This is a genomic window from Caulobacter sp. NIBR1757 (assembly GCF_027912495.1).
GTDB lineage: Bacteria > Pseudomonadota > Alphaproteobacteria > Caulobacterales > Caulobacteraceae > Caulobacter.
Map to the genome: position 1 here is coordinate 2,389,619 of NZ_CP115463.1, position 25,335 is coordinate 2,414,953.

Consider the following 25,335-nt stretch of genomic DNA (forward strand, 5'->3'; position numbering starts at 1 on the left):
GCGCCTCGGCCAACAGCCCAGGCACATTTCATCAATGATTTCAGCGACCGGCGGCTCGCCATACCCTCTCGCCGCCTGTGCGCGGGGTATAATGGTAGGCCGCTTCGATAGGCCGACGCGGACCGGCTGCCCTACTCGGCGGCCTTCTGCAGCGCCTCTTCCTGTTCCTCGAAGGCCTCGATCTGCTTGGCGGTGTACTCCGGCGACTTCGTGAACCGGGCCAGCAGGTTGTAGAACACCGGCACGATGAACAGGGTCAGCATGGTCGAGATCATGACCCCGAAGAAGATCACCACGCCGATGGTCTTGCGGCTCTCCGCCCCCGCCCCCGCCCAGAGGACCAGGGGCAGGGCGCCGAAACCGGCCGAGATACTGGTCATGATGATCGGGCGCAGGCGCAGGGACGCCGCCTCGATCACCGCCTCGCGGATACTTCGGCCCTGGTCGCGCATCTGGTTGGCGAATTCGACGATCAGGATGCCGTTCTTGGCGGCGATGCCGATGAGGATGACCAACCCGATCTGACTGTAGGTGTTGATCGTCGAGCCGGTGATCAGCAGGCCGAACAGCCCGCCGAGCGCCGCCAAGGGGACCGTGAGCATGATCACCGCCGGATGGATCCAGCTTTCGAACTGCGCCGCCAGCACCAGGAAGACCAGCAGCAGCGCCAGGCCGAAGGCCAGCCCCACCGCCCCGGACGCCTCGAGGAAATCACGGGCCTGGCCGCCCCAGGCGATGGAGACCGACGAACTCTGCTGCTTGTCCGCCTCGGCCTTGAGGAAGTCGATGGCGTCGGCGACGGTGTAGCCGGGGTTCAGCTGCATGGTCAGGGTGATGGCCCGCAGCCGATCGACCCGCGGCCGGTCCGGCACGTCGCCGCGCACCGTGGTCGTCACCACGCTCGACAACGGCACCAACGTGCCCGAACCCGAGCGCACGTACAGCGTATTGAGGTCGTCGATGGTCCGCCGCCGCTCCAGGTCGGTCTGGACGATGACGTTATATTCCTGGCCGTTCTTGATGTAGGTGCCGACCCGGCGCGAGCCGAACATGGTTTCCAGCACCCGGCCGACCGCCTGGGCCGAGACGCCGACGGCCGCCGCCTTGTCACGGTCGATGTCCACCGACAGGCGGGGGGCGTTGGGCTCGTAGTCGATGCGCGGCCGGGCCATGCCGGGGTTTTCCTGCGCCGCCTGCAGGATCGGCTGCAGCCAGCGATTGATCTCGGTGTAGTCGTTGCCGAGCGCGATCAGGTCGACGTTGGCGCCCCCGCCCCCGCCACCGCCGCCGCCCCGCTGGAACGGCCCACGCACGCTGGCCACGGCGCGCACGCCGGTGATGCCGCTCAGCGATTTGTTGAGCTCGGCGGCCACTTCATCGGAGGTCTTCTTGCGTTCGCCCCAGCCCTTCATGACGACCACGCCGTTGCCGGTGTTGAACTGGCTCTGGCCGAACCGGGGCACGCTGATGATGTACCGCTCCGCCTCGCCCGCGTCGTAGTAGGTCTTGAGCTGCTTCTCGACCGCGTCGGCGGCCTTCAGGGTGTATTCGAAACCGGCGCCTTCGGGGCCATTGATGCTGACGTCGACCCGGCCCCGGTCCTCGTTGGGAACCAGTTCCTGCGGCACGGTGGTGAACAGCAGCGCCGCCAGCCCCATCAGCACCACGACCAGGATCCCCGCCCCGATGCTGGCCGGCCGCCAGCCGAGCAGCATGTCGAGGCTGTCGTGATAGCTGGTCCGCAGACGGCTCATGCCGGCATCGACCTTGCGGGCCAGCCAGCCCTCGCTCTGGGCCGGCCGCAGCAGTTTCGAGGCCATCATCGGCGACAGGCTCAAGGCCAGCAGGGCCGAGAAGGCCACGGCCGAGGCGATGGCCACGGCCAGTTCGACGAACAGCCGGCCGATGTAGCCGGGCAGGAACATCAGCGGCGCGAAGACGCTGATCAGCACGATGGTCGTCGCCACGACCGCGAAGAACACCTGCCGCGTGCCGCGCATGGCGGCCACCGCCGGCGGCTCGCCCTCGTCGACCCGCCGCTGGATGTTCTCGACCACGACGATGGCGTCATCGACGACCAGGCCGATGCTCAGGACCAGGGCCAGCAGGGTCAGCAGGTTCAGCGAGAAGCCCATCGGGGCCAGGACGATGAAGGTCGAAAGGAGACAGATCGGGGCCACCACCGAGGGGATGATCGCCGCCCGCCAGCTGCCCAGGAAGACGAAGTTGACCAGCGCCACCAGGAACAGGGCGATGCCCATGGTGATCCACACCTCGTGGATGGCCTCGGAGGTGAACTCGGAACTGTCGACGGCGACGATCAACTCGGTGCCCTGCGGCAGGGTCTCGTTGATCCGCGCCACCTCTTCCTTGGCCAGTTCGGCGATCTTCAGATCGTTGGCCTGCGACTGGCGGGTCAGGAACATGCCGATCTGCGGCTTGCCGTTGCCCCTGAACAGCCGGCGGCGCTCGTCGGGGCCTTCCTCGATGCGAGCGATGTCGCCCAGGCGGGTGACATAGGCCGGATTGTCGATGCCGGCGCTTTGCACCTGGCCGCTGTTGGAGCCGGTTGAGGTCGCCCCGGCGACGCCGCTGACCGATGTGGCCGCCTGGCTGCCGCCGCTCGCTGCCTTGACCGGCAGCCTGGCGAAGTCCTCGGGCCGGGAGTAGCCCCGGTTCACCCGGATAGTGAAGTCCTTGCTCTGGCTTTCCAGCGCCCCGGCCGGCAGTTCGACGTTCTGGCTGTTCAGGGCCGTCTCGACGTCCTCGACGGTCAGACCCCGCGCCGCCATGGCGTCGGAGTCCAGCCAGATGCGCATCGCGTACAGCGGCGCCCCGGACAGCCCGACGGTCGCAACCCCGGGGATGGTCGACAGCCGCTCGACCAGGTAGCGGTCGGCATAGTCCGCCATCTCGATCGGCGACAGCGTCGTCGAGGTCATGTTGAGGATGATGATGGGCGAGGAGTCGGCGTTGGCCTTGGCGATCTGCGGCGGGTCGGCCTGGTCTGGCAGCTGGGCGGTGACCCGGCTGACGGCGTCGCGCACGTCGTTGGCCGCCGTTTCCAGCCGGGTGTCGAGGGTGAAGGTGATGTTGACCCGCGAAACCCCGTCGCGGCTGGAGCTGTTGACCCGGTCTATGCCCTGCACGCCCGAGACCTGGCGCTCGATCACCTGGGTGATCCGCTCCTCGATGACCTCGGCCGAGGCGCCGCGATAGGTGGTCGAGATCGACACCACCGGCGGATCGACGTTGGGCAGCTCGCGGATCGGCAGGGTGGCGAAGGCGGCGAGGCCGATGACGCAGAGGATGATGGCGGCGACGGCCGCGAAGATCGGTCGGCGAACGGAAAGGTCCGAGAGCATCAGCTCTTGCCCTTCGGCCGGGCGCCGCCCTTGCCTTCGGGACCACCCTGCCCTGGCAGGCGCACCTGCTGGCCGTCCTGCAGACGGTTCAGCCCGTCGGCCACCACCGTGTCGCCGGCCTTCACGCCTTCGCGCAGCTCGACGAAGCCGCCCTCGGCGACACCGGGGGTGACTACCGCCTTGCGGGCCACGTTGCCGTTGTCGCGGGGAGTGATGATGAAGACGAAGGCCTGGTCGCCCTCGTACTGGACGGCGCTTTCGGGCACGGCCAGGGCCGAGCGCTGGCCGTGCTCGACGTTCACCCGCATCATCATGCCGGGCTTGATGCGGCCGCCGGCGTTGGCGAACTCGGCGCGGGCGGTGAGGGTCCGGGTGGCGGTGTCGATGCGGGTATCGACCTGGGCGATCCGGCCGCTGACTCCCTGGTCCGGATAGGCGTCCGGCGTCGCAACGATCGGCGCCCCCGGCCGCAGCACGGCGACATAGCGGTCCGGCACATCGAAATCGACGCGGATGAGGCTGAGGTCATCGAGGCTGACGATCGGCGAGCCGGGACTGATCAGGGCGCCCGGGGCGATATCGCTCAGGCCTACGACCCCGGCGAACGGCGCGCGGATCACCCGGTCGCCCTTGCGCGCCTGCGCCGCCTTGGTGCTGGCCCGCGCCGTTTCCAGCGCCGCCAGATACTGTTCGGCCGTGGCGCGCGGGGCGATGCCCTTGTCGGCCAGGGTCTTCCAGCGGCCGTACTCGCGCTCGGCCTGGTTCTCACGGGCCAGGGCTTCGGCGACGCCGGCGTCCTGTTCGGTGGCCTTGAGGGTGACCAGGATCTGGCCGCGCGACACCGCCTGGCCATCGCGGAAATGCACCGCCGTCACCAGCTCGGCCGCGTCGGAGGTGATAGTCACCGACTGGCGGCCCTTGGCGACGCCCAGCACCGAGATCCTGTCGAGGAAGGCGCGCTCGCCCACCACCGCCGTGGCCACGCTGGCCGCCCGGCCGCCGCCGCCCGGACCGCCCTTGCCCTTGGAGGCTTCGCCGCCGCTGGCCATCTTCAGGCCGCCGAGCACCACCATCAGCAGCAGAACCGCGCCGGCGGCGATCAGGAAGAAATGACGACGGACCACAAAACACTCCCGGGCGCTCGAGACAGAGCGGTCGTTGAACGCGCTATCTGGATCAAGGGCTGCGTCTGTAAAGCCGCTCCCCGTTCCGAATGCGTGTCAGGCCTGTTGCAACGCTGAAACAAACAGCAGGGCAATGCCTGTCCCGCGCCGGCTTTTCAACGGCGGGCGGTGCAAACGCCTGCAACAAATTTCTCGAATGACAAAGGCGCCTGTCCGGAGGGACAGGCGCCTTCGCCGAACGCATTCAGCGACCTACGTCGTGAACTCAGGCGTCATATCCCGGCGAGCCGCGATCCAGCTGACGCAGGCAGCCGGGCCAGGCGAGGTTGCCGATCGGCCCCAGGCCATTGCCCATCTGGCTACGCACTTCGGCCTGCGCCGCCTCCGGCGCGAACAGCACGTTCTCCCGTCCGCCGCTCAGGGCCATCACCTGCTGCTGGCAGGCGCGCTCGAGGTAGAACATGCCGATCCAGCATTCGGCCGCCGTCGATCCGACCGCCAGGGTGCCGTGGTTGCGCAGCATCATCAGCCGCTTGGTCGGCCCCAGGTCCGCCACCAGCCGCTCGCGCTCGTCGAGGTTCAGGGCGATGCCCTCGTAGTCGTGATAGGCCAGCTGCGGCAGCACGATCAGCGCATGCTGGCTCAGCGGCAGCACGCCTTCCTTCTGGGCCGAGACGGCGACGCCCTGGTCCGAATGCAGATGCATGACGAACAGGGCGTCCTCGCGGGCCGCGTGCACGGCCGAGTGGATCGTGAAGCCCGCCGGATTGATGTAGAACGGCGTCTCCTGCAGCACCTTGCCGTCGAGGTCGATCTTGACCAGCGAGCTGGCGGTGATCTCGTCGAAGAACATGCCGTAGGGATTGATCAGGAAGTGGTGCTCCGGCCCCGGAATGCGGGCGGAGATGTGGGTGAAGATCATGTCGTCCCACCCGTGCAGCGCCACCAGGCGGTAAAGCGCCGCCAGATCGACCCGCGCCTTCCACTCCTCGGCGGAGACCTTGTCCTTCAGCGATGACGGCAGCGTCGATCCATCGGCCATGGCTGTGTTCCTTCCCGATTTGAACTGTTGTTTGAGAGGGTCGCGCCGGGGCGGCCCTGCGTCAACCCGTTCCTCCTCCGGGGGCGAAGCCCACGGGGGAGGGGGACCGCGCGCGAATACGCGCGTGGTGGAGGGGGCAACGCGGAATTCTCAGGCAAATCAGGGGTCTGGCGCGGGCAGTGACGATGGCGCCAGAACGCGCATCATTTCATCCGCCGGCGCTGCCCCCTCCACCACCGGCTTCGCCGGCGGTCCCCCTCCCCCGTCGCTTCGCGCCGAAGGAGGATTTGTCACACCGTCCCGCGCACTTGCGCCACCGCGTCCAGCCAGCGCGCATAGGCCCCTTCGCGGGCGTGATCGTCGATCGTGCTGCGCAGCAGTTCGCCGTCCGGCCGCGCCTTCGCCGCCGCCTCGACCGAGGCGAACACCCCGCTCCCGACCCCGGCGAACAGCGCCGCGCCGAGCGCCGTGGTCTCCTCGTAGTTGACCCGGCAGACCGGCAGGTTGGTCAGGTCGGCCAGCCGCTGGCTGAACCAGGCGCTGCGCGACATGCCGCCGTCGATGCGCAGTTCCGCCGCCGCGCCGAAGGCCTCCGGCGCATCGGCCTGCATGGCCTCGATCAGGTCCCGCGTCTGCAGGGCGCAGGCGTCGAAGGTCGCCGCCGCGATCTCGGCGAGCCCTGCGTCCCGCGTCAGCCCGAAGATCGCCCCTCGCGCCTCGGCGTCCCACCAGGGCGCGCCAAGGCCGGTGAAGGCCGGCACCACCACCACCCCGCTGCCCGGCTTCGCCGTCCTCGCCAACGCCTCGGCCGCGCGGGGCCCGCCGGTCATGCCCAGCCCCTCGCCGAGCCACTGGATCGCCGCCCCGGCCACGAAGATCGAGCCCTCCAGCGCATAGGTCGTCCGCCCGTCCACGCGCGCCGCCACCGTCGTCAGCAGCCGCGAGCGCGAGACCGGGCGCGTCTCGCCGGTGTTGAGCAGCATGAAGCAGCCCGTGCCGTAGGTCGCCTTCATTTCGCCGGCCCGGATACAGCCCTGCCCCATCAGCGCCGCCTGCTGGTCGCCGGCCACGCCGCGGATCGGCACGGGGGCGCCGAGCAGGTCGGCCGTCGTTTGCCCGTAGTCGGCCGCGCAGTCGAGGACGGTCGGCAACAGCGCCGCCGGCACCTCGAACATCTCCAGCATTTCGTCCGACCAGGCCTGGGCCTCGATATCGAACAGAAGCGTCCGGCTGGCATTGGTCGCGTCGGTGGCATGCACCGCCCCGCCCGTCAGCTTCCAGATGCACCAGGTATCCATCGTCCCGGCCAGCAGCTCGCCGGCCTCGGCCCGCTTGCGGGCCCCCGGAACCTTGTCCAGCAGCCAGGCGATCTTCGTCGCCGAGAAATAGGGATCGAGCAGCAGGCCGGTGACCTCGGTCACCCGCCGCTCCACCCCGGCCTTGACCAGCGCCTCGCAGGCGTCGGCCGTCCGCCGGTCCTGCCAGACGATGGCCGGATGGATCGGCCGCCCGGTCTTGCGGTCCCAGACCACCACCGTCTCGCGCTGGTTGGTGATGCCGATGGCCGCCACCTCGCCGGCCGCCCTGCCCGACTTGCTCAAGGCCTCGCGCAATACCGCCTGCGCCGCCGTCCAGATCTCGTCGGCGTCATGCTCGACCCAGCCGTCGGCCGGATAGCTCTGCCGCAGCGGCCGCGACGCCTCGGCCAGCGGCCTGCCGTCCAGCCCGAAGACGATGGCCCGGGTGCTGGTCGTGCCCTGGTCCAGCGCGAGAAGCACCTTGCCGGTCATTTTTCTCTCTCCCACGGCCGAGACGCTGAAGACTCGCTCTCGGTTTTAAGCATGTTTTCACGCCCGCCGTTCAGGGTGAAGATCACTGCACAGATTCGGGGATGCCCGTGGCGCTCGCCGCCCAGACTGCCGAACTACTCGACCTGGCCCGCAACCGTGCGCCGGACGCAAGAGAACGATTGCTGGAAAGCATCATCGGCCTCTGCAACGCAGCCTCCGACATTATCGATACCGACAGCGTCCAGGGCCTGCTCGGCTCCATCTTCATGCAGCTGGTGGCCGAGGCCGAGCGCGACATCCGCGCCCGCCTTTCCGAGAAGCTGTCGACCGCCAGCTGGGCGCCGCCGGCCCTGATCAACGTCCTGGCCCTTGACGACATCGCCGTCGCCGCGCCCGTCATCGCCAACAGCCCGGTTCTGCAGGACCACGACCTGATCAAGGTGCTGGTCGAGGCCACCCTCGATCACCAGATCGCCGTCGCCCGCCGCGGCCAGATCACCTCCACCGTCGTCGAGGCCATCCTGGCCGGAGACGAGCCCGCCGTCCTCACCGCCCTGGCCGCCAACGACACCGCCGCGGTCAGCGACGAGGGCATGGCCCGCCTGGTCGAGAGCAGCCGCCGCCACGCCGCCCTGCGCTCCCCACTCGCCCGCCACCCACGCCTGTCGTCGGACCTCGCCCTGCGGCTCTACCTCTGGGTCGGCCAGTCGCTGCGCGGCTCGCTGACCGACCGCTTCCGGCTCGAACCCGGCGTCATCGACGCCGCCCTGGCCGAGGCCGTCCGCGAATCCCACGCCATGCCGGGGGCCGGCCAGACCCTGGTCGCCATGTCCTGGAAGGACGAGGTCGAGAACGAGCGCCGCCTGGTCGGCAAGCTGCACGACGCCGGCCAGCTGCGGCCCGGCTTCCTGCTGCGCATGCTGCGCGAGCGTAAACTGAACATCTTTGTCCTGTCCCTGGCCACCCTGGGCGGCTTCCAGGCCGACCACATCCGCCGCGCCATCGACAGCGACCGGCCCGAACTGCTCGCCCTGGCCTGCGTGGCCGTCGGCATCGACAAGAGCGCCTTCCCCGATATCCTCGAGCAGGTTCGCGCCATGAACGGCGGCCGCCCGGCCGGCGGCGCCGAGGGAACCCGCCGCGCGGTCGGCGCCTTTGGCCCCTTCGACCGGGACATCGCCGGCATGGCCTTCCGCCAGGCTGTCGCGATCGTTTGACAACGGCCGATCGGTCGGGCCTTTCTGCCCCCGATGTTTGACGCCAGACCCGCCCTCACCCGTATCGCCTTCTGCGCCAGCGACCGGCCCGAAGCGCAGGAGGGCATGGCCGCGCTCGTCGCCCGCTACGGCGGCGTACCGGAAAGCGAGGCCCAGGTCATCGTCGCCCTCGGCGGCGACGGCTTCATGCTGGAGACCCTGCACCGCACCATGAGCCTGGGCAGGCCGATCTACGGCATGAACCGGGGCTCGGTCGGCTTCCTGATGAACGAGTACAGTGAAGAGGGCCTGATCGACCGGATCAACTCGGCCGAACGCGCCGTCATCCACCCCCTGACCATGGTCGCCATCGACAGCCACCGCCGCCAGCACCGGGCCCTGGCCATCAACGAGGTGTCTATGCTGCGCCAGACGCGCCAGACGGCCAAGCTGCGCATCTCCATCGACGGCAAGGTGCGGATGAACGAGCTGGTTTGCGACGGCGTCCTGGTCGCCACCCCGGCCGGATCGACCGCCTACAACCTCTCGGCCTATGGCCCCATCGTCCCCATCGACGCCAAGGTCCTGGCCCTGACCCCGATCAGCGCCTTCCGCCCCCGCCGCTGGCGTGGCGCCCTGCTCTCCCACACCGCCCGGGTGACCATCGAGGTGCTGGAGGCCGACAAGCGCCCGGCCAGCGCCGTCGCCGACAACTTCGAGGTCCGCGACATCGTCGAAGTCCACATCGGCGAGGACCGCAGCGTCAGCATGGCGATGATGTTCGACGCCGGCCGCAGCCTCGAGGAACGGGTGCTGGCCGAGCAGTTCAGCGGCTAACCTCCACCTTCGGTAAGCTTAACGGCGCACGCGACCCCGATTTTACCCGCATAAGTCACATTGCCGCACCCGCACCCAAGTGAAACCCCTGTCTCACAGGTTGTTAACTCCGCCCCCGTAGATTTCAGACGGTAAACGCCAATTGGAGAGGCGCGCGTGAGCAGCAACACCCCCGTACAGGTCATCAACGCCCCCAACACCCTCAAGCTTCGGCTCGGTGGTGGCAAGTTCGGCGGCATCGATGCCGCGGCCATCGCCAAGGCCGAGGCCGCGCTCAAATCCCTGTCCGGGAACTTCAGCGAGTGGATGCAGGACGAGCTGACCAAGCTCGACGCCGCCCGCCAGGCCATCCGCGTCTCCGGCCTCAATGCTGAAACCGCCGAGGGCCTCTACTTCCGGGCCCATGATCTCAAGGGCTTGGGCGCCACCTACGAATTCCCGCTGGTCACCCGCATTGCCGCCTCGCTGTGCAAGCTGATCGACGACCCGGACACCCGCCAGGGCGCGCCGATGTTCCTGGTCGACGCCCACATCGACGCCATCCGCGCCGCCGTCCGCGACGACATCAAGACCGACACCCATCCGGTCGGCAAAGTCCTGATCACCGAACTCGAACGCCGCGTGGCCGAAATCGCCCCGCCGGAGTAGGCTCGCAGGTTCCCTCCCCTCGAGCTTAGTGAGAAGCCCCGGTCCCGGCCGGGGCTTTTTCGTTTCAGTTCATACGCTGTCATCCCGGCCGGAAGCCCGCAGGGCTGGAGAGCCGGGACCCAGGGGCCGCCGCCACGGCTGATCGCCGCCGCCAATAGCCAGCCCCGTCACTTCTGGGTCCCGGCTCTTCCCCCGGCTTTCGCCCGGGTGCGGCCGGGATGACAGAGTTGGTTACCGCACCGCCGACAACGGCTCCTCGACCGCCCCGTAACCGGCCTCCGGCGGGATCACCAACACCCCGCCGCCCTCGCGCCGCTCGACCACTGGCAGCACCGTCACCAGCCTCCGTCCCGCCGCCCGCGCCGTCGCGTCGGCCGCGCTCGTCGCCTCGCCCAGCAGCTGCAGGTTCATCCGCGTCGGGAAGATGATCGTCCGCTCGCCGGCCTCGGCCAACCGCAGCGCCTCCAGCGGCGGGATCCACTCCGCATCCACCGTCTCGCGCCCATCACAGGAAGCAAGCTGCTCGTCCGTCGCCGTCGCCACGTAGAACCAGGTGTCGAACCGCTTGGGCATCATGTCAGGCGTAATCCAGCGGGCGAACACCGTCAGGATGCTGAGATCCAGCCTTAGCCCCAGCCGCTGCACCACATCCATGAACGGCAGCTCGCCGCGGTCCACCTCGCCGCGCACCGACGCCGCCCAGTCGTCGCCATGGAACAGCTCGCCGTTCTCGTAGCGTCCGAGAATGATGCCGGTCTCCTCATAGGCCTCGCGGATGGCGCAGATGCGCAGCGGCCGCTGATCGGCCTCGACCGCCTCCCAGGCGACGCACCAGTCGGCCCAGGCCGGGTCGTGGTCGCCGTCGTGGGTCTTGCCGCCCGGAAACACCAGGGCGCCCGAGGCGAAGTCGATCTGGTGGTGCCGCTTGACCATCAGCACCTCGAACTGCGGATCGTCCCGCACCAGCAGGATGGTCGAGGCGGGGCGGATGGCGACGGCGGGCTTTTCTGACATGGGTGCAGGATGAGCGCCGCTCGGGCCCCTCGCAAGTCTGACCTAAGGTCAGGCCTCGCCCTCGATCAGCCCTTTCAGACGGCGCAGATCGGCCGACACCAACGCCTCGTCCTCGTCGAACTGCGCGTCGTCGAAACCGTCCTGCCGGTAGAGGTTGAACACCACCAGGCAGCCGACCCCATTCTCCGTCACCCGGATGGCGTTGTGGAGCTCCTCGGTCCCGCCCGGCGGCGTCACCCAGTGATCGGCGACGCCCAGATCGTTCTCCGCGACCATCCGCACCTTGAACGGCCCGGTCCTGGTCCGCATGACCCAGTTGTCCCCATCCGGTCTGATCTCGTCGCCGAAGTTGGGCGCCCACTCGGGCAGCCTGCGGCATCCCGCAGATAGGCAGCGACCCCCTCGGGCGGCGCGGCGATGCTCACATGCACGAAGCGGACGTCGCGAAAGGCCATGGCTGTCTCCTGCGCTGCTCCGGCCAAAACGCCGCCGGGCGGGCGAGGTTCAGGCCGCGCCCTTGCGGCGGACCGGCCGCACCCGCTCCTCGGCCAGCCGGTCCAGCTTGTCGAGCATGTAGTCGACATCCTCGCGCTGGGTGGTCTGGGCCTGGGTCAGGAAGCGCTGCAGCATCCGCTCCTGGAAGCGCTCGCGATCCCGCGGCCCGCCGTCGAACTCCATGCTGTGGTAGGTGTCGACCGCCACCCGGAAGGCCGAATACAGCCGCGCCGGCAGCCCGGCCCGCTCATAGATGGCCCGCAGGCCCAGCTGGCCGGCGTCGTGGATCATCAACCAGGTGCGATGGTGCGGCACCCCGGCCAGCTCGGCGATCCCGCACTCGAAGAAGCTCATGTGGCCGTGGGCCAGGGCCCGCAGCAGCAGGCTGGCGGTCAACCGCTTGGCCCGGTTCAGATGCAGGGCGAAGGCCTTGGGATCGGCGGCGCGGCCGGCCTGGTCGACCAGGTCGACGATGGCCCGTTCCTTGGTCCCGATGGCGATCTGCAGGGCCAGTTCGGGCGACACCGAATGATGGCTGAGCAGATGCTCTCGCACCTGGTCGCCGACCAGGTCGATGAGCTTCTCGGTCACCGAGGCCGGCAGCACGTTGCGATAGGCGACCGCCGCCAGCACCTTCTCCGATTTCTCGAAGCGCTGCAGGGCCCGGGTCAGGGTGCGTTCGGAGAAGGTGGCGTTGTCGTTGGCCGCCGCCGTCTCCACCGCCGCCTCGACGCCGAATTCGACGATGGCCGCGGTCACCTTCTCGGACACCGCCGGCCGCTTGGCGATCGCCACCTGGCGCACCGGCCCACCCAGCCGCACGATTTCCGACAGATCGTCGTCGGAAAAGGCCGGCGAGAAATTCAGCATCGGCAGGCAGATGCTCTCGACATCCCTGGCCAGCTTCATGGCCACGTCGCGCGGCACCAACGGCGAGGATTTCAGGGTCACCGCCAGGGCCCGGCGCACCAGCTCGGCCGCGTCGGCGGCCATCACCCGCAGGATATCGGCCGCCTTGGCGCGGTCCTCCGCGCTCAGCGCCTCGCGGTCCAGCACCCGGCACAGCTTGTGCGCGGCCAGAGCCCGTTCGTCGGCCGTCGCCCCCTTCAACAGGGTGCGCACATCGATGTCGGTCAGAGAGGCCCGCGTCGTGGTCATCTGTGCTGTCTCAAGGTCCCCGAGTCGGTAAACGATAATGCGGGATTAGGCTTAACGAGGCCTTGCTCAAAGACCTGTGGATTAACGCTGGCCCGTAACGGCTCGCAAACCCTGTCGACCCTATTGTGCCCCGGCAACAAGCGGGGATTTGTCGTGTTCGAAGCCGCCCATACCGACATTGCACCGCGAGGTGGCGCCAGTTTCATGGCCCAGTGCCTCGACGCCCAGCGGCGGCTGATGCCCTACGCCCTCGCCTGTTTCGCGGTCAGCCTGCCGGTCTTCGTCTGGGCCGGTTCCTTCGCCGAAAACTCCATGTGGATGGCGGCCAGCTTCGCCATCTTCGCCCTCAACTGGGGGGCCTTCTACGCCGTCGTGAACTGGATGCGGGTGACCCCCGACATCCCGGTCGGCCGCCGCGTCCGCATCCACGTCCTCTCGGGCCTGCTGTGGGCCGGCGCCGTGGCCCAGGTCGCCGCCCTCGCCGACGGCGCGGGGCCGGCCCGCGAGCCGCTGCTGCTGATGGCCGCCGCCGGCGCCATTGTCTGCTTCTTCTTCAGCGCCCCGCTTCTGCCCGCGCTGCTGATCGTCGCCCCGGCCGCCGCCGCCGGTCCGCTGATCGCTCTCTTCAGCCACCCCGACAGCCGCAACCAGGGCCTGGCCGTCTGGGGCGCCATGGCCCTGGCCATGGCCCTCTGCCTGATCCTCAACCAGATGATGCGCCAGCAGTTCGCCCTGGCCGCCGAGCGCGAGGCCCTGATCGCCGAACGCGGCGAAACCCTCGAACGGGCCCAGAAGCTGGCCCGCTCCAAGTCCGACATCGTCTCGACCCTCAGCCATGAGATCCGCAACGGCCTCAACGGCGTCACCCACGTGCTGGCCGCCGCCGCCGGCCAGGGCGGCCGCGCCGCGCCGAGCCGCGAACAGCTGGGCGCCGCCCTCACGGCCGCCAACGAACTGATCGCCGTGCTGAACGCCACCCTCGATTCGGAAACCGCCGAAGCCGGCCGCTTGGCCCTCGAAAGCCAGCCCTTCGATCCGGTCCGCCTGGCCCGCGAGCTGGTCCTGCTGAATCGCCCGCACGCCTCGGCCAAGGGCGTCGAACTGTCGGTCCATATCGAAGAGGCGCTCGAAGGCGCCCACGGCGCCGTGGTCGGCGACGTCACCCGCGCCCGCCAGGTGCTGTCCAACCTGATCGGCAACGCGGTGAAATACACCCTGCGCGGCCGCATCGAGGTGCGGCTGGCGCTCGACGAGCAGGGCCGCGTCGTCATCGCCATCGCCGACACCGGCCCCGGCCTCAATGCCGAGGAGCTGGAACTGGCGTTCGAGCCCTTCCGCCGGGTCGAGCGCACCGGCGCCGGCGTGCCCGGCGCCGGCCTAGGCCTCTCCCTTTCCCGCCAGCTGGCCGCCCTGATGGGCGGCGAACTGAAGGGCCAGAGCGCCCTGGGCGTCGGCAGCTGCTTCACCTTCGAACTGCCCTGGGACCACGCCGCCGTCGCCCCGACCGAGGCCGACGAATCGACCCTGCGCAGCCCCATCGCCCCCTCCAAGCGGGCCATGCGCGTGCTGGTCGCCGAGGACGACGCCCTCAACGCCGCCATGCTGCGCGCCATCCTCGAACAGCTCGGCCACCAGGTCGTCCATGCCCAGAACGGCAAGCGGGCGGTCGAACTGGCGGGCGCCCTCGACTTCGACCTGGTCATGCTCGACGGCCGCATGCCCGGCCTCGACGGGGCCCACACCGCCGCCGCCCTGCGCGGCCTCGACGGTCCGGCCGGCGCCATGCCGATCATCGCTGTCATCGGCGGCGACGCCGAGGAAGCCCGCGAATGCCTGGCCGCCGGCGCCGACGCCGTCCTGCGCAAACCCGTCACCGTCGCCGGCGTCGCCCGCGCCGTCGCCGACGCCGCCGCCAAGGGCCGGGACCAAGCGGCGGGCCGCGATCTGTCGGCCTTCGCGACGGGGTAGAAACGGGGACACATTGAATTGCCGCTGGCGCCGCGCCTGGGCTCACGCCGCCGGTGCGCGGCAATTCAATGTGTCCCCTCTTCCGACCCCTTCCCCACCGACAACCTTCCCTCGCCCCCCTCACCCCGCCATGATGGCGCAAACAACGGGAGAGCGTCGAAGTGCTGAAGGGTCTCAAGGTCGTCGAACTGGCCACCTACATCGCTGCTCCCGGCGCCGCGGCGATCATGGCCGACTGGGGCGCCTCGGTGATCAAGATCGAGTCGCCCAAGGGCGACCCGATGCGGATGTTCTTCGACGCCTTCGACACCGGCGAGAACGACAACCCGGTCTTCGACATGGACAACCGCGGCAAGCGCGGCGTCGTCCTCGACATCAGCAAGCCGGAAGGCCGCGAGGCCGCCCTGAAGCTCGTGCGCGAGGCCGACGTCTTCCTGACCAACAACCGGCCGGGCTCCCTCAGCCGCTCGGGCTTCGACTACGAGAGCCTGAAGGCGGTAAACCCGCGCCTGATCTACGCCAGCCTCACCGGCTATGGCCTCGAAGGCCCCGACATCGACAAGGCCGGCATGGACGTGGCTAGCTTCTGGTCGCGCTCCGGCGTCGCCGCCATCACCGCCCCCAAGGGGGTCGAGCCCTTCCCGATCCGCACGGCCATGGGCGACCACATCACCTCCATGGCCACGGTGTCGGCCATCCTGGCGGCGGTGTTCGAACGCCAGACCACCGGCGTCGGCCGCCTGGTGGAAACCAGCCTGCTGCGCACTGGCGTCTATTCGATCGGCTCGGACATGGCCATCCAGCTGCGCTTCGGCAAACTGGCCTCGACCCGGCCCCGTCACGCGGCGGTCAACCCGCTGGCCAACTTCTTCAAGACCTCCGACGGCCGCTGGATCTGCCTGCTGGTCCGCACCGGCGGCGTCGACTGGCCGCAGATCGCCAAGGCCGTCGGCCATTCCGAATGGGTCGAAGATGAGCGCTTCCTCAAGAATCGCGACCGTCGCCTCAACGGCGAGGCCCTGGTCACCCTGATGGACGAGGCCATCGGCGCCATGACCCTGGAGGAGCTCACCGTCCGCTTCGACGCCGAGGACCTGACCTGGGCCCCGGTCCAGACCCCGCGCGAGGTCGTGCAGGACGAACAGGCCATCGCCGCCGGCTGCTTCGCCGAGATCCCGGACGGCAAGGGCGGCTTCAACAAGACCCCCGCCTCCCCGGCCCGCTTCCCGGGCGCCGAGGACGGACCGCGCGGACCGGCCCCGAAACTGGGTGAACACACCGACGAGGTGCTGGCTGAGCTGGGCTATTCCGCTGACGCCATCGCCGCCCTCAGAGAGGCCGGAGCGGCGGCCTAGGCGGGGTAAAACCCCATAAATCACAATAACTTAAATAATATGTCTAGGCATATTCATCGTCTGTGACGCCCCTCCAACGCCGTGGCAGGCCACAGCGCCGCGGCCGTAGGTCGCTTCGTGGGCCTGGGCGACCCACAATCCCCGCGCATCGACCTACCCATCGACCTACGCTCCGACCCACGACCGCGTGACGCCGGCCCACGCAAAAGCCCACGGGCCATGGCTTTGGGCCCGCGTCGCGCGGTCCGCGAAAGACGTCGCTTGTTTTTGTGGGTCGAGCGGCGGCGGTATAATGGCCTGCCGCTTCGATAGGCCGCTTCAGTCTTCGGGCGGGATCCGCCTGGCCGGATCGGCGAGCGGCCGCTGGCTGACCTTGCGGGCCACCGTCTCGGTCGCCGCCGCCAGCCCGGGCTCGGCGAACAGGGTCTGGACCTTGACGGTCTTGTTCGGCTGACCGGCGATCAGCCTGGCCCGCGCATGATCGGCGGCCCGCTCGGCGGCGTTGACGGTGGTGACGGGGGCCAGTGGTTTGGAAGTCATCGCCTAAGGCTCCGTTGGGTGGCTGAGGACCGCGCCGGCCTTGGACAGACGCAGGATCGAGAACGGACGCGCCACGGTCATGTTCCCCATCATCTCCGACTCGGTCAGCGGCAGCGAAAGGAGTTGTCCCGCCAGATCGCCCAATGGCCCGACGCTGGCGGTGCGGACCTTCTGGTCGAAGCTGGCCTCGATAGCCTCGCGCCAGGACAGGCGCGTCGAATAGAGCCCCAGCAGCGCCGACTGCATCACCGCCTGGTCGACCTGACCCCAGAACTCGGCGTCGCCGGTCTTGCCGGCGGCGGTCTTCAGCCGCTCGATCTCGCTCATGGTCAGGATGGCCACCCGGCGGAAGGCCTCGCCGGTGAACTCCTCGTCCGCCCCATAGAGGAACCGGTCCACCGCCCCGTTCTGCGCGAAGGAGCGCACCACCACCGGATTGTCCCGCCCGACCCGCTCGGCGTCGGCGATGCGGTATTTCAGGAGGTCCCCGATCAGCCCCATGACATGCAGCTCGATATAGGCCGGCGACACCTCGTCGGCCCCGAAGCCGGCGATGACCACGCCGGTGTAGCGCGCCCCCGACGGCATCCAGCTGGTGATCAGCCCGGTGCGCACCGCCGCCGCCAGCCGCAGCCGGACATCCGGCCCGATGACCTGGCCCTCGAAAAAGGCGTCCAGGGCCAGGCCGACGATGTTGTCGAGATTGTCGTCGATGATGGCCTTCAGCCGGGGCGTCTCGGTCCCGATCCGCTCGCGCTGCACATAGGAGAGTTCGCCATCGACCCAGGCCGCCTCGGTCCCGACCTCGTGCTCCAGCTGGCCGACCGCCTCGGTCAGCACCTCGTCCGGCCTCAGCGAGGGATGGGCCTCGCCGATCTGGTCGGCGGCGCGTCGGAAGTCGGCGATGGCCTGCACCGCGAAGATGCGGAACGTCATCACCCCGTCCCCGGCCTCGACCAGGTCGGAGTTGCAGAGGCCATTGAGGCGGGACATGAAGCCGGCGACGGTGTCGGCCAGCGTCGCTTCACCGCCCAGGCCCTGGCCGCGCATGTGATCGACCACGGTGCTCCACGGACAGCCGCAGAACTCGGCCGAGGCGAAGATCATCATGCCGCTGGGCGTGCGGCCGCTAAGCACGAAGGTCTTCACCACCCCCGTCTGGCTGATCTGGTAGGGCGGCTGGTCGGAGGTGATGGTGACGGCGCTGTCGGCGGCCATGGCCACCGCCGTCCGGTTCATGAGCAGAACTTCAACCGTCATGGAACGCCCCCGCCCACCAAACCGGCGGCAACCCTAGCCGGTCCGGCGGCGGGGCGTGAACGGCTTTCGCCTTCCGGGTTAGCCTCAGCGCGATTCCGACAGGACGCGCAGCATCTCGGCGGAGAAGACCGACCCGGCCAAGCCCGATCCGCCGCCGCGCCCCTCGGCCCCTTGCGAGCCCCGCAGGATCAACGCCACCAGGGCGTCCTCCTCGGCCTGGCGATTGCCGCGGCCGGCGGCGTACTGCAGGAAGCCCTGGTCGCGCTCGCCCCCTTTGTCGCGCAGGGCCGAGGCCGCGCCGCCGGTGGCAGTCAGGTTGTTGTAGAGCTCGGCCACCGACACCGGGCGGCCGGCCTTGTAGAACAACGGGCGGTTGGCCGCCGCCGCATCGGGGAACAGGCCGGCGGCGCTGACGCCCGGCTGGGTCCGCGCCGCCTCGATCAGCCGCGCCGAGCCCTTCGGCCCCAGGAAGTGGGCGGCGTAGAGCTCACCCGCCGTCGCCGAACGGCCGATGCGGCCGCGCAGATAGTCGGCATGGTCACTGGTCAGTTCGCCGGCCATCAGCGAGGCGGCGCGGGCGTCGTAGCGCAGGTTCATCACCGTCGCCCGCGCCTCGGGGCTGTTCACCCGGTAGCGGCCGTCGGTCCCTTGCGTGATCAGGTCGGCATAGCGGGCATAGCCGTACTTGCCGCCATGGCGCTTGAGGGTCGATAGCCAGGTCTGCTCGACGAACTGGAACAGGCCGGCGGCGGACGAGGTCTGGGCCTTGGCGTGGGGTCTCAGCCCGCTCTCCCGCTTGGCCGTGCCGAGCAGGAAGGAGAAGTCGACGCCCGTCGCCTCGGACGCCCGCTGGATCGCCGATTCGACGACCCCTCTGATGGACTCTACCGCCATGACCCCACTGTGTGGGCCGGTTCGGTTAAGACCTGATTAACCACGATTAAAGGGGCCGCCCAACGCCTGTTTGACAATTGTGCAATCTAAGACTTTACGCACGTCAAATCATATGGCTTACATATGTCATTCTCGTTATCAGGAGGACTGACATGTCCGTCGCCACCTTCTCCGACCACCCCTTCCCCGTCTCGGACGATCCGCAGGGCCGCAAGCGCCTCAGCACCCCCTTCGTGGTCGCCCTCACCCTCTCGGTCGCCGCCCACGCCGGCGTCGGCGCCTACCTGGCCTACAAGAAGTTCGTCATGCCGGTGACCCGCATCGAGCCGGACTACATCGACGGGGAATTCTACAAGCCCCCGCCGCCGCCTCCCCCGCCCGAACCCAAGCCTTCGCCGGAGCCGCAGGTGAAGCAGACCTCGACGGTGCAGCTTCATGACCCGGTCATTCCACCGGACTTCGTCGATGTTACGCCGCTGGCGGCCGATCCCAAGCCTGTCGTGATCGCTGAAGGCCCGCGACCGCCACCGATCACCATCAACCCTGGTCCAGTGACGCCGCCGACGGTCAAGCCGCCCTCAGTGATCGGCAAACCCGACTGGCTGCGCAAGCCGACCCCGGCCCAGATGATGGGCGCCTATCCGGACCGGGCCCTGCGCCAGAACATCTCCGGCACGGCGCGGCTGAGCTGCAAGGTCACGACCACCGGCAATGTCCGCGACTGCGTGGTGCTCAGCGAGACCCCGTCCGAATACGGCTTCGGCGGCGCCGCCCTGAAGGTCAGCCGGAACTTCCGGATGAAGCCGCAGACCGTCGACGGACAGGTCATCGACGGGGCGACCGTGCAGATCCCCCTCAACTTCCGCCTGGAGGAATGACCCCTAGTAGCTCTTGGGCAGCAGCAGCACCCGTTCAGCGATGAAGTTGAGGATCATCTCACGGCTGACGGGTGCGATGCGGGCGATCATCGCCTCGCGCATGTAGCGCTCGACATCGTACTCCTTGGCGTAGCCCATGCCGCCGTGCGCCAGCACGGCGGCTTCGGCGGCCCGGAAGCCGGCCTCGGCGCCCAGGTACTTGGCGGCGTTGGCCTCAGCCCCGCAGTCCTTGCCGGCGTCGTAGAGAGCCGCCGCCTTGAAGGCCAGCAGGTTGGCGGCCTCCAGCTCGGCCCAGCTCTTGGCCAGGGGGTGCTGCACCCCCTGGTTCTGGCCGATGGGCCGGCCGAAGACGATGCGTTCCTTGGCGTAGGTCGCCGCCTTGGCCAGGGCGGCGCGGCCGATGCCCACCGCCTCGACCCCGAACAGCACCCGCTCGGGGTTCAGGCCGGCCAGCAGATACTGGAAGCCCTTGCCTTCCTCACCGATCAAATCCTCGGCCGGGACCTGCAGGTCCTCGATGAAAAGCATATTACATTCAACGGCTTTGCGGCCCATCTTGGGAATGGGTTTGGCGTCGATCCGGGCCCGGTCGAAGTCGGTGTAGAACAGGCTCAGCCCCTGCATCGGCTTGGCCGTCTGCTCCTTGGGCGTGGTGCGGGCGATCAGCAGGATCTTGTTGGCCCGCTGGGCCATGGTGGTCCAGATTTTCCGGCCGTTGATGCGGTAGCCGTTGCCGTGCTTCTCGGCCCGGGTCTCCAGGCTGGCGGTGTCCAGCCCGCTGTTGGGCTCCGTCACCGCGAAACAGGCCTTGTCCTCGCCGGCGATAGTGCGCGGCAGGTGACGGCGCTTCTGGTCCTCGGTGCCGAACTTCACGATCGGCATCAGGCCGAAGATGTTCAGGTGGATGGCGCTGGCCCCGGTGAAGGCCGCCCCCGACTGCGCCACCGTCTGCATGACGATCGCCGCCTCGGTCAGGCCCAGGCCGGCGCCGCCGTATTCCTCCGGCATGGCCACGCCCAGCCAGCCGCCGGCCGCCATGGCGGAGACGAACTCCTCCGGAAACCGCCCGGTCTCGTCGGCATTGCGCCAGTACTCGTCGCCGAAGTCGGCCATCACCTTCGAAACGCCCTCGCGGATCGCTTCCTGCTCTTCGGTCAGCCAGAACCCCGACATCAATCCTCCGACTTTTCTGCTTTGGCCGTGAACCGGCGCGCATCCAGCATCGCCGTCCAGGGCCCGGTATCATCGCCGGCCAGATACGCCCGCATCATCGCCGCCACAAGCGGAGCCAGCAGCCAGCCGTTCCGCCGCGCGCCCATGGCCAGCCACACCCTCGGCGCGGCGCTGGGCCCGACCAGCGGCAGGCCATCGGGGGTCGCGCCCCGCACGCCGACCCGCACCTGCCCCTTGAAGGCCTGGGCCCCCATTTCGGCCGGAAGCAGCCTGGCCAGCAGGTCGTAGATGGCCGCGTCCGGCGCCAGATCGGTCACCCCCGGCTGCATGGTCGCCCCGACCAGGGCGCCGCCGGGCGCGGGGGCGATATAGCCGGCGTCGCGGCGCAGAACCGGTCCCTCGTGCGGCGCCGCTCCGGTCTTGATGATCTGGCCCTTGATGCCTGTAACCACAGCGCTTTCCGGGGCCCAGCCGACAGGCGACCAGCCGGTGGCGGCGATGGTGTGCGAGCGAGGCGAGGCCGCCGTGATCGGCTCGTCCATGAAGGCCACGCCATGGTCGATGGCCACGCCCCGCAGTCGCGCCAGCGCCTGCTCCGGATCGATCCTCAGGTCCTCGGGGGTGAAGACGCCTTCCGGCCGCACCTCATGGGCGATGCCCCGCAGCTTGAAGGCGTCGGCGACCACCTGCTGCCGGTCATCGACGTACAAGGCGCCCGACCGGTCCAGGACGATGCCCATTCGGGCGGCGAAGCTCGGCCACATGTCCCGCGCCGCCCGGTAGAGCGGCAGGTGCGGCGCCGAGAAGGCATCCAGTCCCGCCTCGAAGGCCGGGGCCAGCATGCCGGCCGCCACACTGGAGGCGCTGGTCCCCGGCGAGGGATCGAACACCGCCACGGTCGCTCCGGCGCGGCCAAGTTCCGCCGCGATGGACAGCCCCAGCACGCCCGCGCCGGCCACCCGCACTGTCTTGCCTCGTAGACTCGTCATCGCCGTCAGCAACCCTTTCGACGCCGTCCGGTCAAGCCGGAACCAATTGCTCCGCCGAGCGATTACCGAGGCTGGACTAAGTCGGGAACCCCACACACGTGAGCGCCACCGAAGCCCTTGCCCCGGCCGTAAGCCCGGCAATCGATCGCAAGGCCCTGCGCGTCCTCCGCGCCGCCTGCGCCCAGAACCGCACCCTCGCCACCGCCGAAAGCTGCACCGGCGGCCTGCTGGCCTCGTTGCTGACCGACGTGCCGGGCTGCTCCCACGCCTTCGAGCGCGGCTTTGTCGCCTACACCGATACCGCCAAGATCGATCTGCTGGGCGTGCCCGAACGCATGCTGGAGGACGAGGGCGCGGTCAGCCAGCCGGTCGCCGCCGCCATGGCCCGCGGCGCCCTGAAGGCCTCCGAGGCGGACATCACCCTGTCGGTCACCGGCTATTGCGAGGCGACGCCGGACGATCCCGACTCCGTCGCCGGCCTGGTGCATTTCGCCTGCGCCACCCGCGAGGGCGGCCTGAGGACCCATGTCGAGTTCTACGGCGACATCGGCCGGGCGGCCGTTCGCCTGCGCTGCCTGGAGACCAGCCTCGACCTGATCGCCGGGGCGCTGGACCTCAGGGCGTAAACTTCAGCCCGATGCGCAGGGTGCGCGGGGCGTCGAAGCTCTCGATGCCGTCCGCCGTCTGCCCCGTCTCGACCGCCTCGTCGGTGACATTGTCGAGCGCCAGCCACAGGCCGGCCTTCCCCGAGATCCGCCAGTCGGCCCGCAGGTCCAGCATCGTCGCCGCGCCGAGCGAGCGGCTGTTGAGGTCGTCCTCCCAGCGCTGGCCCTCGTAACGCACCGAGGCCAACAGCTTCAGCGGCGGGACCACCCGCCAGGTCAGGTCGGCGCTGGCGCTCACCCTCGGCGTCTGGGCCGGGCGCAGGCCGGTCAGCTGTGGCGCGGCGCTGCCGCCATCGACCTCGGCGTCGGTCCAGGCGCCGGCCAGGCGCAGCCCGAACACCTCGCCCCACTGCCGCGAGACCTCCGCCTCTACGCCGACCGCATCGATGTCGCCGGCGTTCTGGCGCTGGCGCAGCACGCCGCCCGCCGGGATGAAGCCGGCCATCGGGAAGGTCCCGGGACCGACGCCGATGGTGACATTGGTCACCGCCCCCTCAAGCCGGCTGGTGAACAGGGTGGCGCTCCAGCGCCAGCTCCCCTCCCCGCCGAGACCCAGCTCGGCCCCGTACAGCACCTCCGGCTCCAGCCTCGCGTTGGCCTCGGTGACGTCGTTGCCGACCCGGAAGGGCCGGTGCAGCTCGTTCAGCGTCGGCGGCCGGAAACCGGCATAGGCGGCGGCGCGGAAGACCAGCGGGCCGGACCGGCGCACGCCGATCCGCGCCGTCGGCTGCCAGCCCTCGGCGTCGTCCGGCGTGAAGTTCAGGGTCGAGGCGCCGGTGGCCAGGTCCCGTTCCTGCCGGCTGCCGTCGAAGCTGGACCAGTGGTCGATGCGGCCGCCGCCGGTCAACCGCCAGGGACCCAGGTCCTGCCAGGCCTCGCCATACAGGCCGCCGACCGTCTGCGATCCGCCGGCCACCCGACCTCGCGTGAAGGCGCCGGCCATGAAGCGGTAATGCTCGCGGGTTTCGCCGTCGGCGTAGCGGAAGTCGCCGCCGACTTCCCAGCCGCCGGTCCCCCGGTCCATGCGCAGGGCGGCATTGACCCCGACCCCGACCGCCGGCGTCGCATACTGCTCGCTGGCCGGCGTGGTCGATGCCCGCCCCGCCGCCACCGCGACCGAGCTGTTCTCGAGATCGGAAACCCGGCCCCACAGCTGCAGCCGCCACTCGGTCCCCAGCCCCGGCGAGCGTCCCGCCACGGCCGCGGACAGCGCCGCGCCGGTCGCCCGCGACTCGGCCCCGACCAGACCGCTGTCGCGTTTCTCCTCATAGGCCGAAGCCCGCAACGCCAGATCGACGGGGCCCAGGCTCGGCGCATAGCGCACCACCCCCGACATCGCCTCATAGGCCAGAGGCGCGTCGGCCGCGCCACGCCCGGCCCGCACCGGCGTCCAGCCGTCGCTCTGTTGCCAGGCGCCGGCCAGGAAGACGTCGCCGGTCGCGAAAGCGCCCTGCGCGCCATAGGACGACCGCTCGCCGGCGAAGATCTCGTACTCACCATGGCTCGGCACACGGGTCCGCTCGGACAGCTGCACGACACCGGTCAGCGCCCCCGCCCCATAGGGCCCGGCCCCCGCGCCCCGTACGATCAGCGCGCCCTCGATGCTGACCGGCGGCAGGCCCGACCAGATGACCCAGCCGCCGAAAGGATCGTTCTGCGGCGCGCCGTCGAGGGTGACCAGGGCCCGGCCCGCGCCGGAGCCGGCGATCGAGCGCACCGACAGCCCCTGGGTGGTCGGATTGGCGGCGACGCTGGAGGTGCGGCGGAACAGCTGCACGCCGGGGACGCCGGTCAACGCCTCGTCGAGACGCGGCGCGGTGGCGATGGCCTCATTGACTTTGACCACGGAGAAGACAGCATCGACCGGCGACGGCGACAGTCGGGCGGCTTCGACGACAACCTGGTCGACGGTCGGGGGAAGGTCCTGGAGCATCGCCACCGTCTAGCGCGCTCGCCCCGCCGGGCGAAGGGGATTTCCGGTCAGGAGGCGAACGGCGCGGCCTGGACCAGCAACCACTCCCGAAAGGCGGCGATCTTCGGCGAGCGCCGCCGGTCCTTCGGATAGACCAGCCAGTATCCATGGCCGAGCGGCATGACCGGCGCGAACGGCCGCACCAGCCGTCCCGCCGCGATCTCGGGCGAGAACAGGATCGGGGAGCCGAGCGCCACCCCCTGCCCGCCCAGCGCCGACGCGACTTCCAGGGTCTGGGTGTCGGCCATCAGCCGGGTCGGGGCGGCCGGGCCGAGCACCGAGGTCACGCCGGCCTCCGAGAACCAGACCGCCCATTCCGCCTCCGAGCCGATGCGGGGCGCGGTCAGCAGGTCCTCAGGCCGCGTCAGGCCCAGCCGGTCGCGCATGTCCGGCGTACACAGGGGGGTCTGGATGTTGGGGAAGAGGTAGTGCGCTTCCAGGCCCGGCCACTGACCGTGACCGGCGCGGATGGCGATGTCGATGCTGTCGTGGGCCAGATCGACCAGCCGGTTGCTGGTCTCCAGCCGCACGGCGATTTTCGGGTGCGCAACCTGGAAAGCCCCGATGCGCGGCGCCAGCCAGTGTGCCGCCAGGCTGTTGACCGTGGTGATGGCCAGCACCCCCTCGCCGGTCTCCGTCAGGTCGGAGATCGCCGCCCGCAGCAGATTGACCGCCTCGCTGGATGCGCGCGCCAACCGCTCGCCCGATGGGGTCAGGACGACCTCGCGCGGCAGCCGTTGGAACAGCGCTTGATCGAGCCGACGCTCCAACGCCTTCACCTGCCAGCTGACCGCCGCCTGGGTGATGCCCAGCTCTTCGGCCGCGCGGGTGAAGCTCTTCAGGCGGGCGGCCGCCTCGAAGATCCGAATGGCGCTGAGCGGAACGGTGGCGAGGACGTCTGACATAAGGCTGACTAATGGATAGAGCAGGAGGACCCGTTTGTCACCAGCCGTCCCTGGCGCGATCTTCTCC

21 protein-coding genes are annotated in these 25,335 nt (G+C 69.6%); 7 read left to right on the forward strand and 14 right to left on the reverse strand.

The genetic code is table 11. The features are described from left to right. Positions 1–131: 131 nt before the first annotated feature. From O5I81_RS11790 to glpK, 4 genes are all read right to left on the reverse strand, one after another. Entirely contained in the window at positions 132–3,365 is a 3,234-nt protein-coding gene (locus O5I81_RS11790; protein WP_271065078.1) for an efflux RND transporter permease subunit, read from the reverse strand. Then, positions 3,365–4,489, reverse strand: coding sequence for an efflux RND transporter periplasmic adaptor subunit (locus O5I81_RS11795; RefSeq protein WP_271065079.1), 1,125 nt, complete (start codon positions 4,487–4,489; stop codon positions 3,365–3,367). Before O5I81_RS11795 ends, O5I81_RS11790 begins: the two co-directional genes overlap by 1 nt. 265 nt (positions 4,490–4,754) lie before the next feature. Then, the gene (locus O5I81_RS11800) at positions 4,755–5,531 is read right to left on the reverse strand and encodes a class II aldolase/adducin family protein (RefSeq protein WP_271065080.1); all 777 of its coding nucleotides are present in this window, start codon (positions 5,529–5,531) and stop codon (positions 4,755–4,757) included. A gap of 290 nt (positions 5,532–5,821) precedes the next feature. Next, a complete protein-coding gene (gene glpK, locus O5I81_RS11805; RefSeq protein WP_271065081.1) occupies positions 5,822–7,321 on the reverse strand; it encodes a glycerol kinase GlpK in 1,500 nt (499 codons plus the stop codon). 101 nt (positions 7,322–7,422) lie between these two features. Here glpK and O5I81_RS11810 point away from each other — a divergent pair, with 101 nt between their 5' ends. From O5I81_RS11810 to O5I81_RS11820, 3 genes are all read left to right on the forward strand, one after another. After that, positions 7,423–8,538 carry a DUF2336 domain-containing protein gene (locus tag O5I81_RS11810; protein WP_271065082.1) on the forward strand — a complete coding sequence of 372 codons (1,116 nt, stop codon included), beginning with the start codon at positions 7,423–7,425 and terminating at the stop codon, positions 8,536–8,538. 33 nt (positions 8,539–8,571) lie between these two features. Beyond that, positions 8,572–9,354, forward strand: coding sequence for an NAD kinase (locus O5I81_RS11815; RefSeq protein WP_271065083.1), 783 nt, complete (start codon positions 8,572–8,574; stop codon positions 9,352–9,354). A 156-nt stretch (positions 9,355–9,510) separates the two neighbouring features. Further along, the gene (locus O5I81_RS11820) at positions 9,511–10,002 is read left to right on the forward strand and encodes an Hpt domain-containing protein (protein ID WP_271065084.1); all 492 of its coding nucleotides are present in this window, start codon (positions 9,511–9,513) and stop codon (positions 10,000–10,002) included. 231 nt (positions 10,003–10,233) lie between these two features. On the opposite strand, the gene O5I81_RS11825 is transcribed toward O5I81_RS11820, so the two are convergent. The 3 genes from O5I81_RS11825 to O5I81_RS11835 all read right to left on the reverse strand — a co-directional run bounded on the left by O5I81_RS11825 (position 10,234) and on the right by O5I81_RS11835 (position 12,669). After that, a complete protein-coding gene (locus tag O5I81_RS11825; RefSeq protein WP_271065085.1) occupies positions 10,234–11,016 on the reverse strand; it encodes an NUDIX domain-containing protein in 783 nt (260 codons plus the stop codon). Positions 11,017–11,064: 48 nt separating this feature from the next. Further along, the gene (locus O5I81_RS11830) at positions 11,065–11,325 is read right to left on the reverse strand and encodes a hypothetical protein (protein ID WP_271065086.1); all 261 of its coding nucleotides are present in this window, start codon (positions 11,323–11,325) and stop codon (positions 11,065–11,067) included. A gap of 195 nt (positions 11,326–11,520) precedes the next feature. After that, the gene (locus tag O5I81_RS11835) at positions 11,521–12,669 is read right to left on the reverse strand and encodes a DUF2336 domain-containing protein (protein WP_271065087.1); all 1,149 of its coding nucleotides are present in this window, start codon (positions 12,667–12,669) and stop codon (positions 11,521–11,523) included. 204 nt (positions 12,670–12,873) lie between these two features. On the opposite strand from O5I81_RS11835, the gene O5I81_RS11840 reads away from it, so the two are divergent. Together O5I81_RS11840 and O5I81_RS11845 are read left to right on the forward strand one after the other, a co-directional pair. After that, complete coding sequence (locus O5I81_RS11840) at positions 12,874–14,637, forward strand: ATP-binding protein (RefSeq protein WP_271069022.1); 1,764 nt, start codon at positions 12,874–12,876, stop codon at positions 14,635–14,637. A gap of 161 nt (positions 14,638–14,798) precedes the next feature. After that, a complete protein-coding gene (locus O5I81_RS11845; RefSeq protein ID WP_271065088.1) occupies positions 14,799–15,992 on the forward strand; it encodes a CaiB/BaiF CoA-transferase family protein in 1,194 nt (397 codons plus the stop codon). Positions 15,993–16,310: 318 nt separating this feature from the next. On the opposite strand, the gene O5I81_RS11850 is transcribed toward O5I81_RS11845, so the two are convergent. From O5I81_RS11850 to O5I81_RS11860, 3 genes are all read right to left on the reverse strand, one after another. Next, positions 16,311–16,532: a hypothetical protein gene (locus O5I81_RS11850; protein ID WP_271065089.1), complete on the reverse strand. Its 222-nt coding sequence runs from the start codon at positions 16,530–16,532 to the stop codon at positions 16,311–16,313. Positions 16,533–16,535: 3 nt separating this feature from the next. Next, positions 16,536–17,792, reverse strand: a complete 1,257-nt coding sequence (locus O5I81_RS11855; RefSeq protein ID WP_271065090.1) for a hypothetical protein — start codon at positions 17,790–17,792, stop codon at positions 16,536–16,538. Positions 17,793–17,876: 84 nt separating this feature from the next. Beyond that, entirely contained in the window at positions 17,877–18,686 is an 810-nt protein-coding gene (locus tag O5I81_RS11860; protein WP_271065091.1) for a transglycosylase SLT domain-containing protein, read from the reverse strand. 152 nt (positions 18,687–18,838) lie between these two features. Here O5I81_RS11860 and O5I81_RS11865 point away from each other — a divergent pair, with 152 nt between their 5' ends. Next, positions 18,839–19,564 (forward strand): energy transducer TonB, encoded by a 726-nt coding sequence (locus O5I81_RS11865; RefSeq protein ID WP_271065092.1) that lies wholly within the window; start codon positions 18,839–18,841, stop codon positions 19,562–19,564. Positions 19,565–19,567: 3 nt separating this feature from the next. Here the strand turns inward: O5I81_RS11865 and O5I81_RS11870 are convergent, their stop codons facing one another. Both O5I81_RS11870 and O5I81_RS11875 read right to left on the reverse strand, forming a co-directional pair. After that, positions 19,568–20,737: an acyl-CoA dehydrogenase family protein gene (locus tag O5I81_RS11870; protein WP_271065093.1), complete on the reverse strand. Its 1,170-nt coding sequence runs from the start codon at positions 20,735–20,737 to the stop codon at positions 19,568–19,570. Beyond that, positions 20,737–21,726, reverse strand: a complete 990-nt coding sequence (locus tag O5I81_RS11875; protein ID WP_271065094.1) for an FAD-dependent oxidoreductase — start codon at positions 21,724–21,726, stop codon at positions 20,737–20,739. The genes O5I81_RS11870 and O5I81_RS11875 overlap by 1 nt, the downstream gene beginning before the upstream one ends. 98 nt (positions 21,727–21,824) lie before the next feature. Between O5I81_RS11875 and O5I81_RS11880 the strand changes: the two genes are divergently transcribed. Then, complete coding sequence (locus tag O5I81_RS11880) at positions 21,825–22,352, forward strand: CinA family protein (RefSeq protein ID WP_271065095.1); 528 nt, start codon at positions 21,825–21,827, stop codon at positions 22,350–22,352. Here the strand turns inward: O5I81_RS11880 and O5I81_RS11885 are convergent. Both O5I81_RS11885 and O5I81_RS11890 read right to left on the reverse strand, forming a co-directional pair. Next, positions 22,342–24,324: a TonB-dependent receptor gene (locus tag O5I81_RS11885; protein ID WP_271065096.1), complete on the reverse strand. Its 1,983-nt coding sequence runs from the start codon at positions 24,322–24,324 to the stop codon at positions 22,342–22,344. The two genes, O5I81_RS11880 and O5I81_RS11885, sit on opposite strands and share 11 nt — an antisense overlap. A 47-nt stretch (positions 24,325–24,371) precedes the next feature. After that, positions 24,372–25,268, reverse strand: coding sequence for a LysR substrate-binding domain-containing protein (locus O5I81_RS11890; RefSeq protein WP_271065097.1), 897 nt, complete (start codon positions 25,266–25,268; stop codon positions 24,372–24,374). Between the last annotated feature and the right edge of the window lie 67 nt (positions 25,269–25,335).

What these genes read in the sequence shown, in the direction of transcription:
- O5I81_RS11790 (WP_271065078.1), bottom strand. Translation starts at nt 3,365, where the DNA reads ATGCTCTCGGACCTTTCCGTTCGCCGACCGATCTTCGCGGCCGTCGCC.
- O5I81_RS11800 (WP_271065080.1), bottom strand. Translation starts at nt 5,531, where the DNA reads ATGGCCGATGGATCGACGCTGCCGTCATCGCTGAAGGACAAGGTCTCC.
- glpK (WP_271065081.1), bottom strand. Translation starts at nt 7,321, where the DNA reads ATGACCGGCAAGGTGCTTCTCGCGCTGGACCAGGGCACGACCAGCACC.
- O5I81_RS11810 (WP_271065082.1), top strand. Translation starts at nt 7,423, where the DNA reads ATGCCCGTGGCGCTCGCCGCCCAGACTGCCGAACTACTCGACCTGGCC.
- O5I81_RS11815 (WP_271065083.1), top strand. Translation starts at nt 8,572, where the DNA reads ATGTTTGACGCCAGACCCGCCCTCACCCGTATCGCCTTCTGCGCCAGC.
- O5I81_RS11825 (WP_271065085.1), bottom strand. Translation starts at nt 11,016, where the DNA reads ATGTCAGAAAAGCCCGCCGTCGCCATCCGCCCCGCCTCGACCATCCTG.
- O5I81_RS11830 (WP_271065086.1), bottom strand. Translation starts at nt 11,325, where the DNA reads ATGCGGACCAGGACCGGGCCGTTCAAGGTGCGGATGGTCGCGGAGAAC.
- O5I81_RS11835 (WP_271065087.1), bottom strand. Translation starts at nt 12,669, where the DNA reads ATGACCACGACGCGGGCCTCTCTGACCGACATCGATGTGCGCACCCTG.
- O5I81_RS11840 (WP_271069022.1), top strand. Translation starts at nt 12,874, where the DNA reads ATGGCCCAGTGCCTCGACGCCCAGCGGCGGCTGATGCCCTACGCCCTC.
- O5I81_RS11850 (WP_271065089.1), bottom strand. Translation starts at nt 16,532, where the DNA reads ATGACTTCCAAACCACTGGCCCCCGTCACCACCGTCAACGCCGCCGAG.
- O5I81_RS11855 (WP_271065090.1), bottom strand. Translation starts at nt 17,792, where the DNA reads ATGACGGTTGAAGTTCTGCTCATGAACCGGACGGCGGTGGCCATGGCC.
- O5I81_RS11860 (WP_271065091.1), bottom strand. Translation starts at nt 18,686, where the DNA reads ATGGCGGTAGAGTCCATCAGAGGGGTCGTCGAATCGGCGATCCAGCGG.
- O5I81_RS11865 (WP_271065092.1), top strand. Translation starts at nt 18,839, where the DNA reads ATGTCCGTCGCCACCTTCTCCGACCACCCCTTCCCCGTCTCGGACGAT.
- O5I81_RS11870 (WP_271065093.1), bottom strand. Translation starts at nt 20,737, where the DNA reads ATGTCGGGGTTCTGGCTGACCGAAGAGCAGGAAGCGATCCGCGAGGGC.
- O5I81_RS11875 (WP_271065094.1), bottom strand. Translation starts at nt 21,726, where the DNA reads ATGACGAGTCTACGAGGCAAGACAGTGCGGGTGGCCGGCGCGGGCGTG.
- O5I81_RS11885 (WP_271065096.1), bottom strand. Translation starts at nt 24,324, where the DNA reads ATGCTCCAGGACCTTCCCCCGACCGTCGACCAGGTTGTCGTCGAAGCC.
- O5I81_RS11890 (WP_271065097.1), bottom strand. Translation starts at nt 25,268, where the DNA reads ATGTCAGACGTCCTCGCCACCGTTCCGCTCAGCGCCATTCGGATCTTC.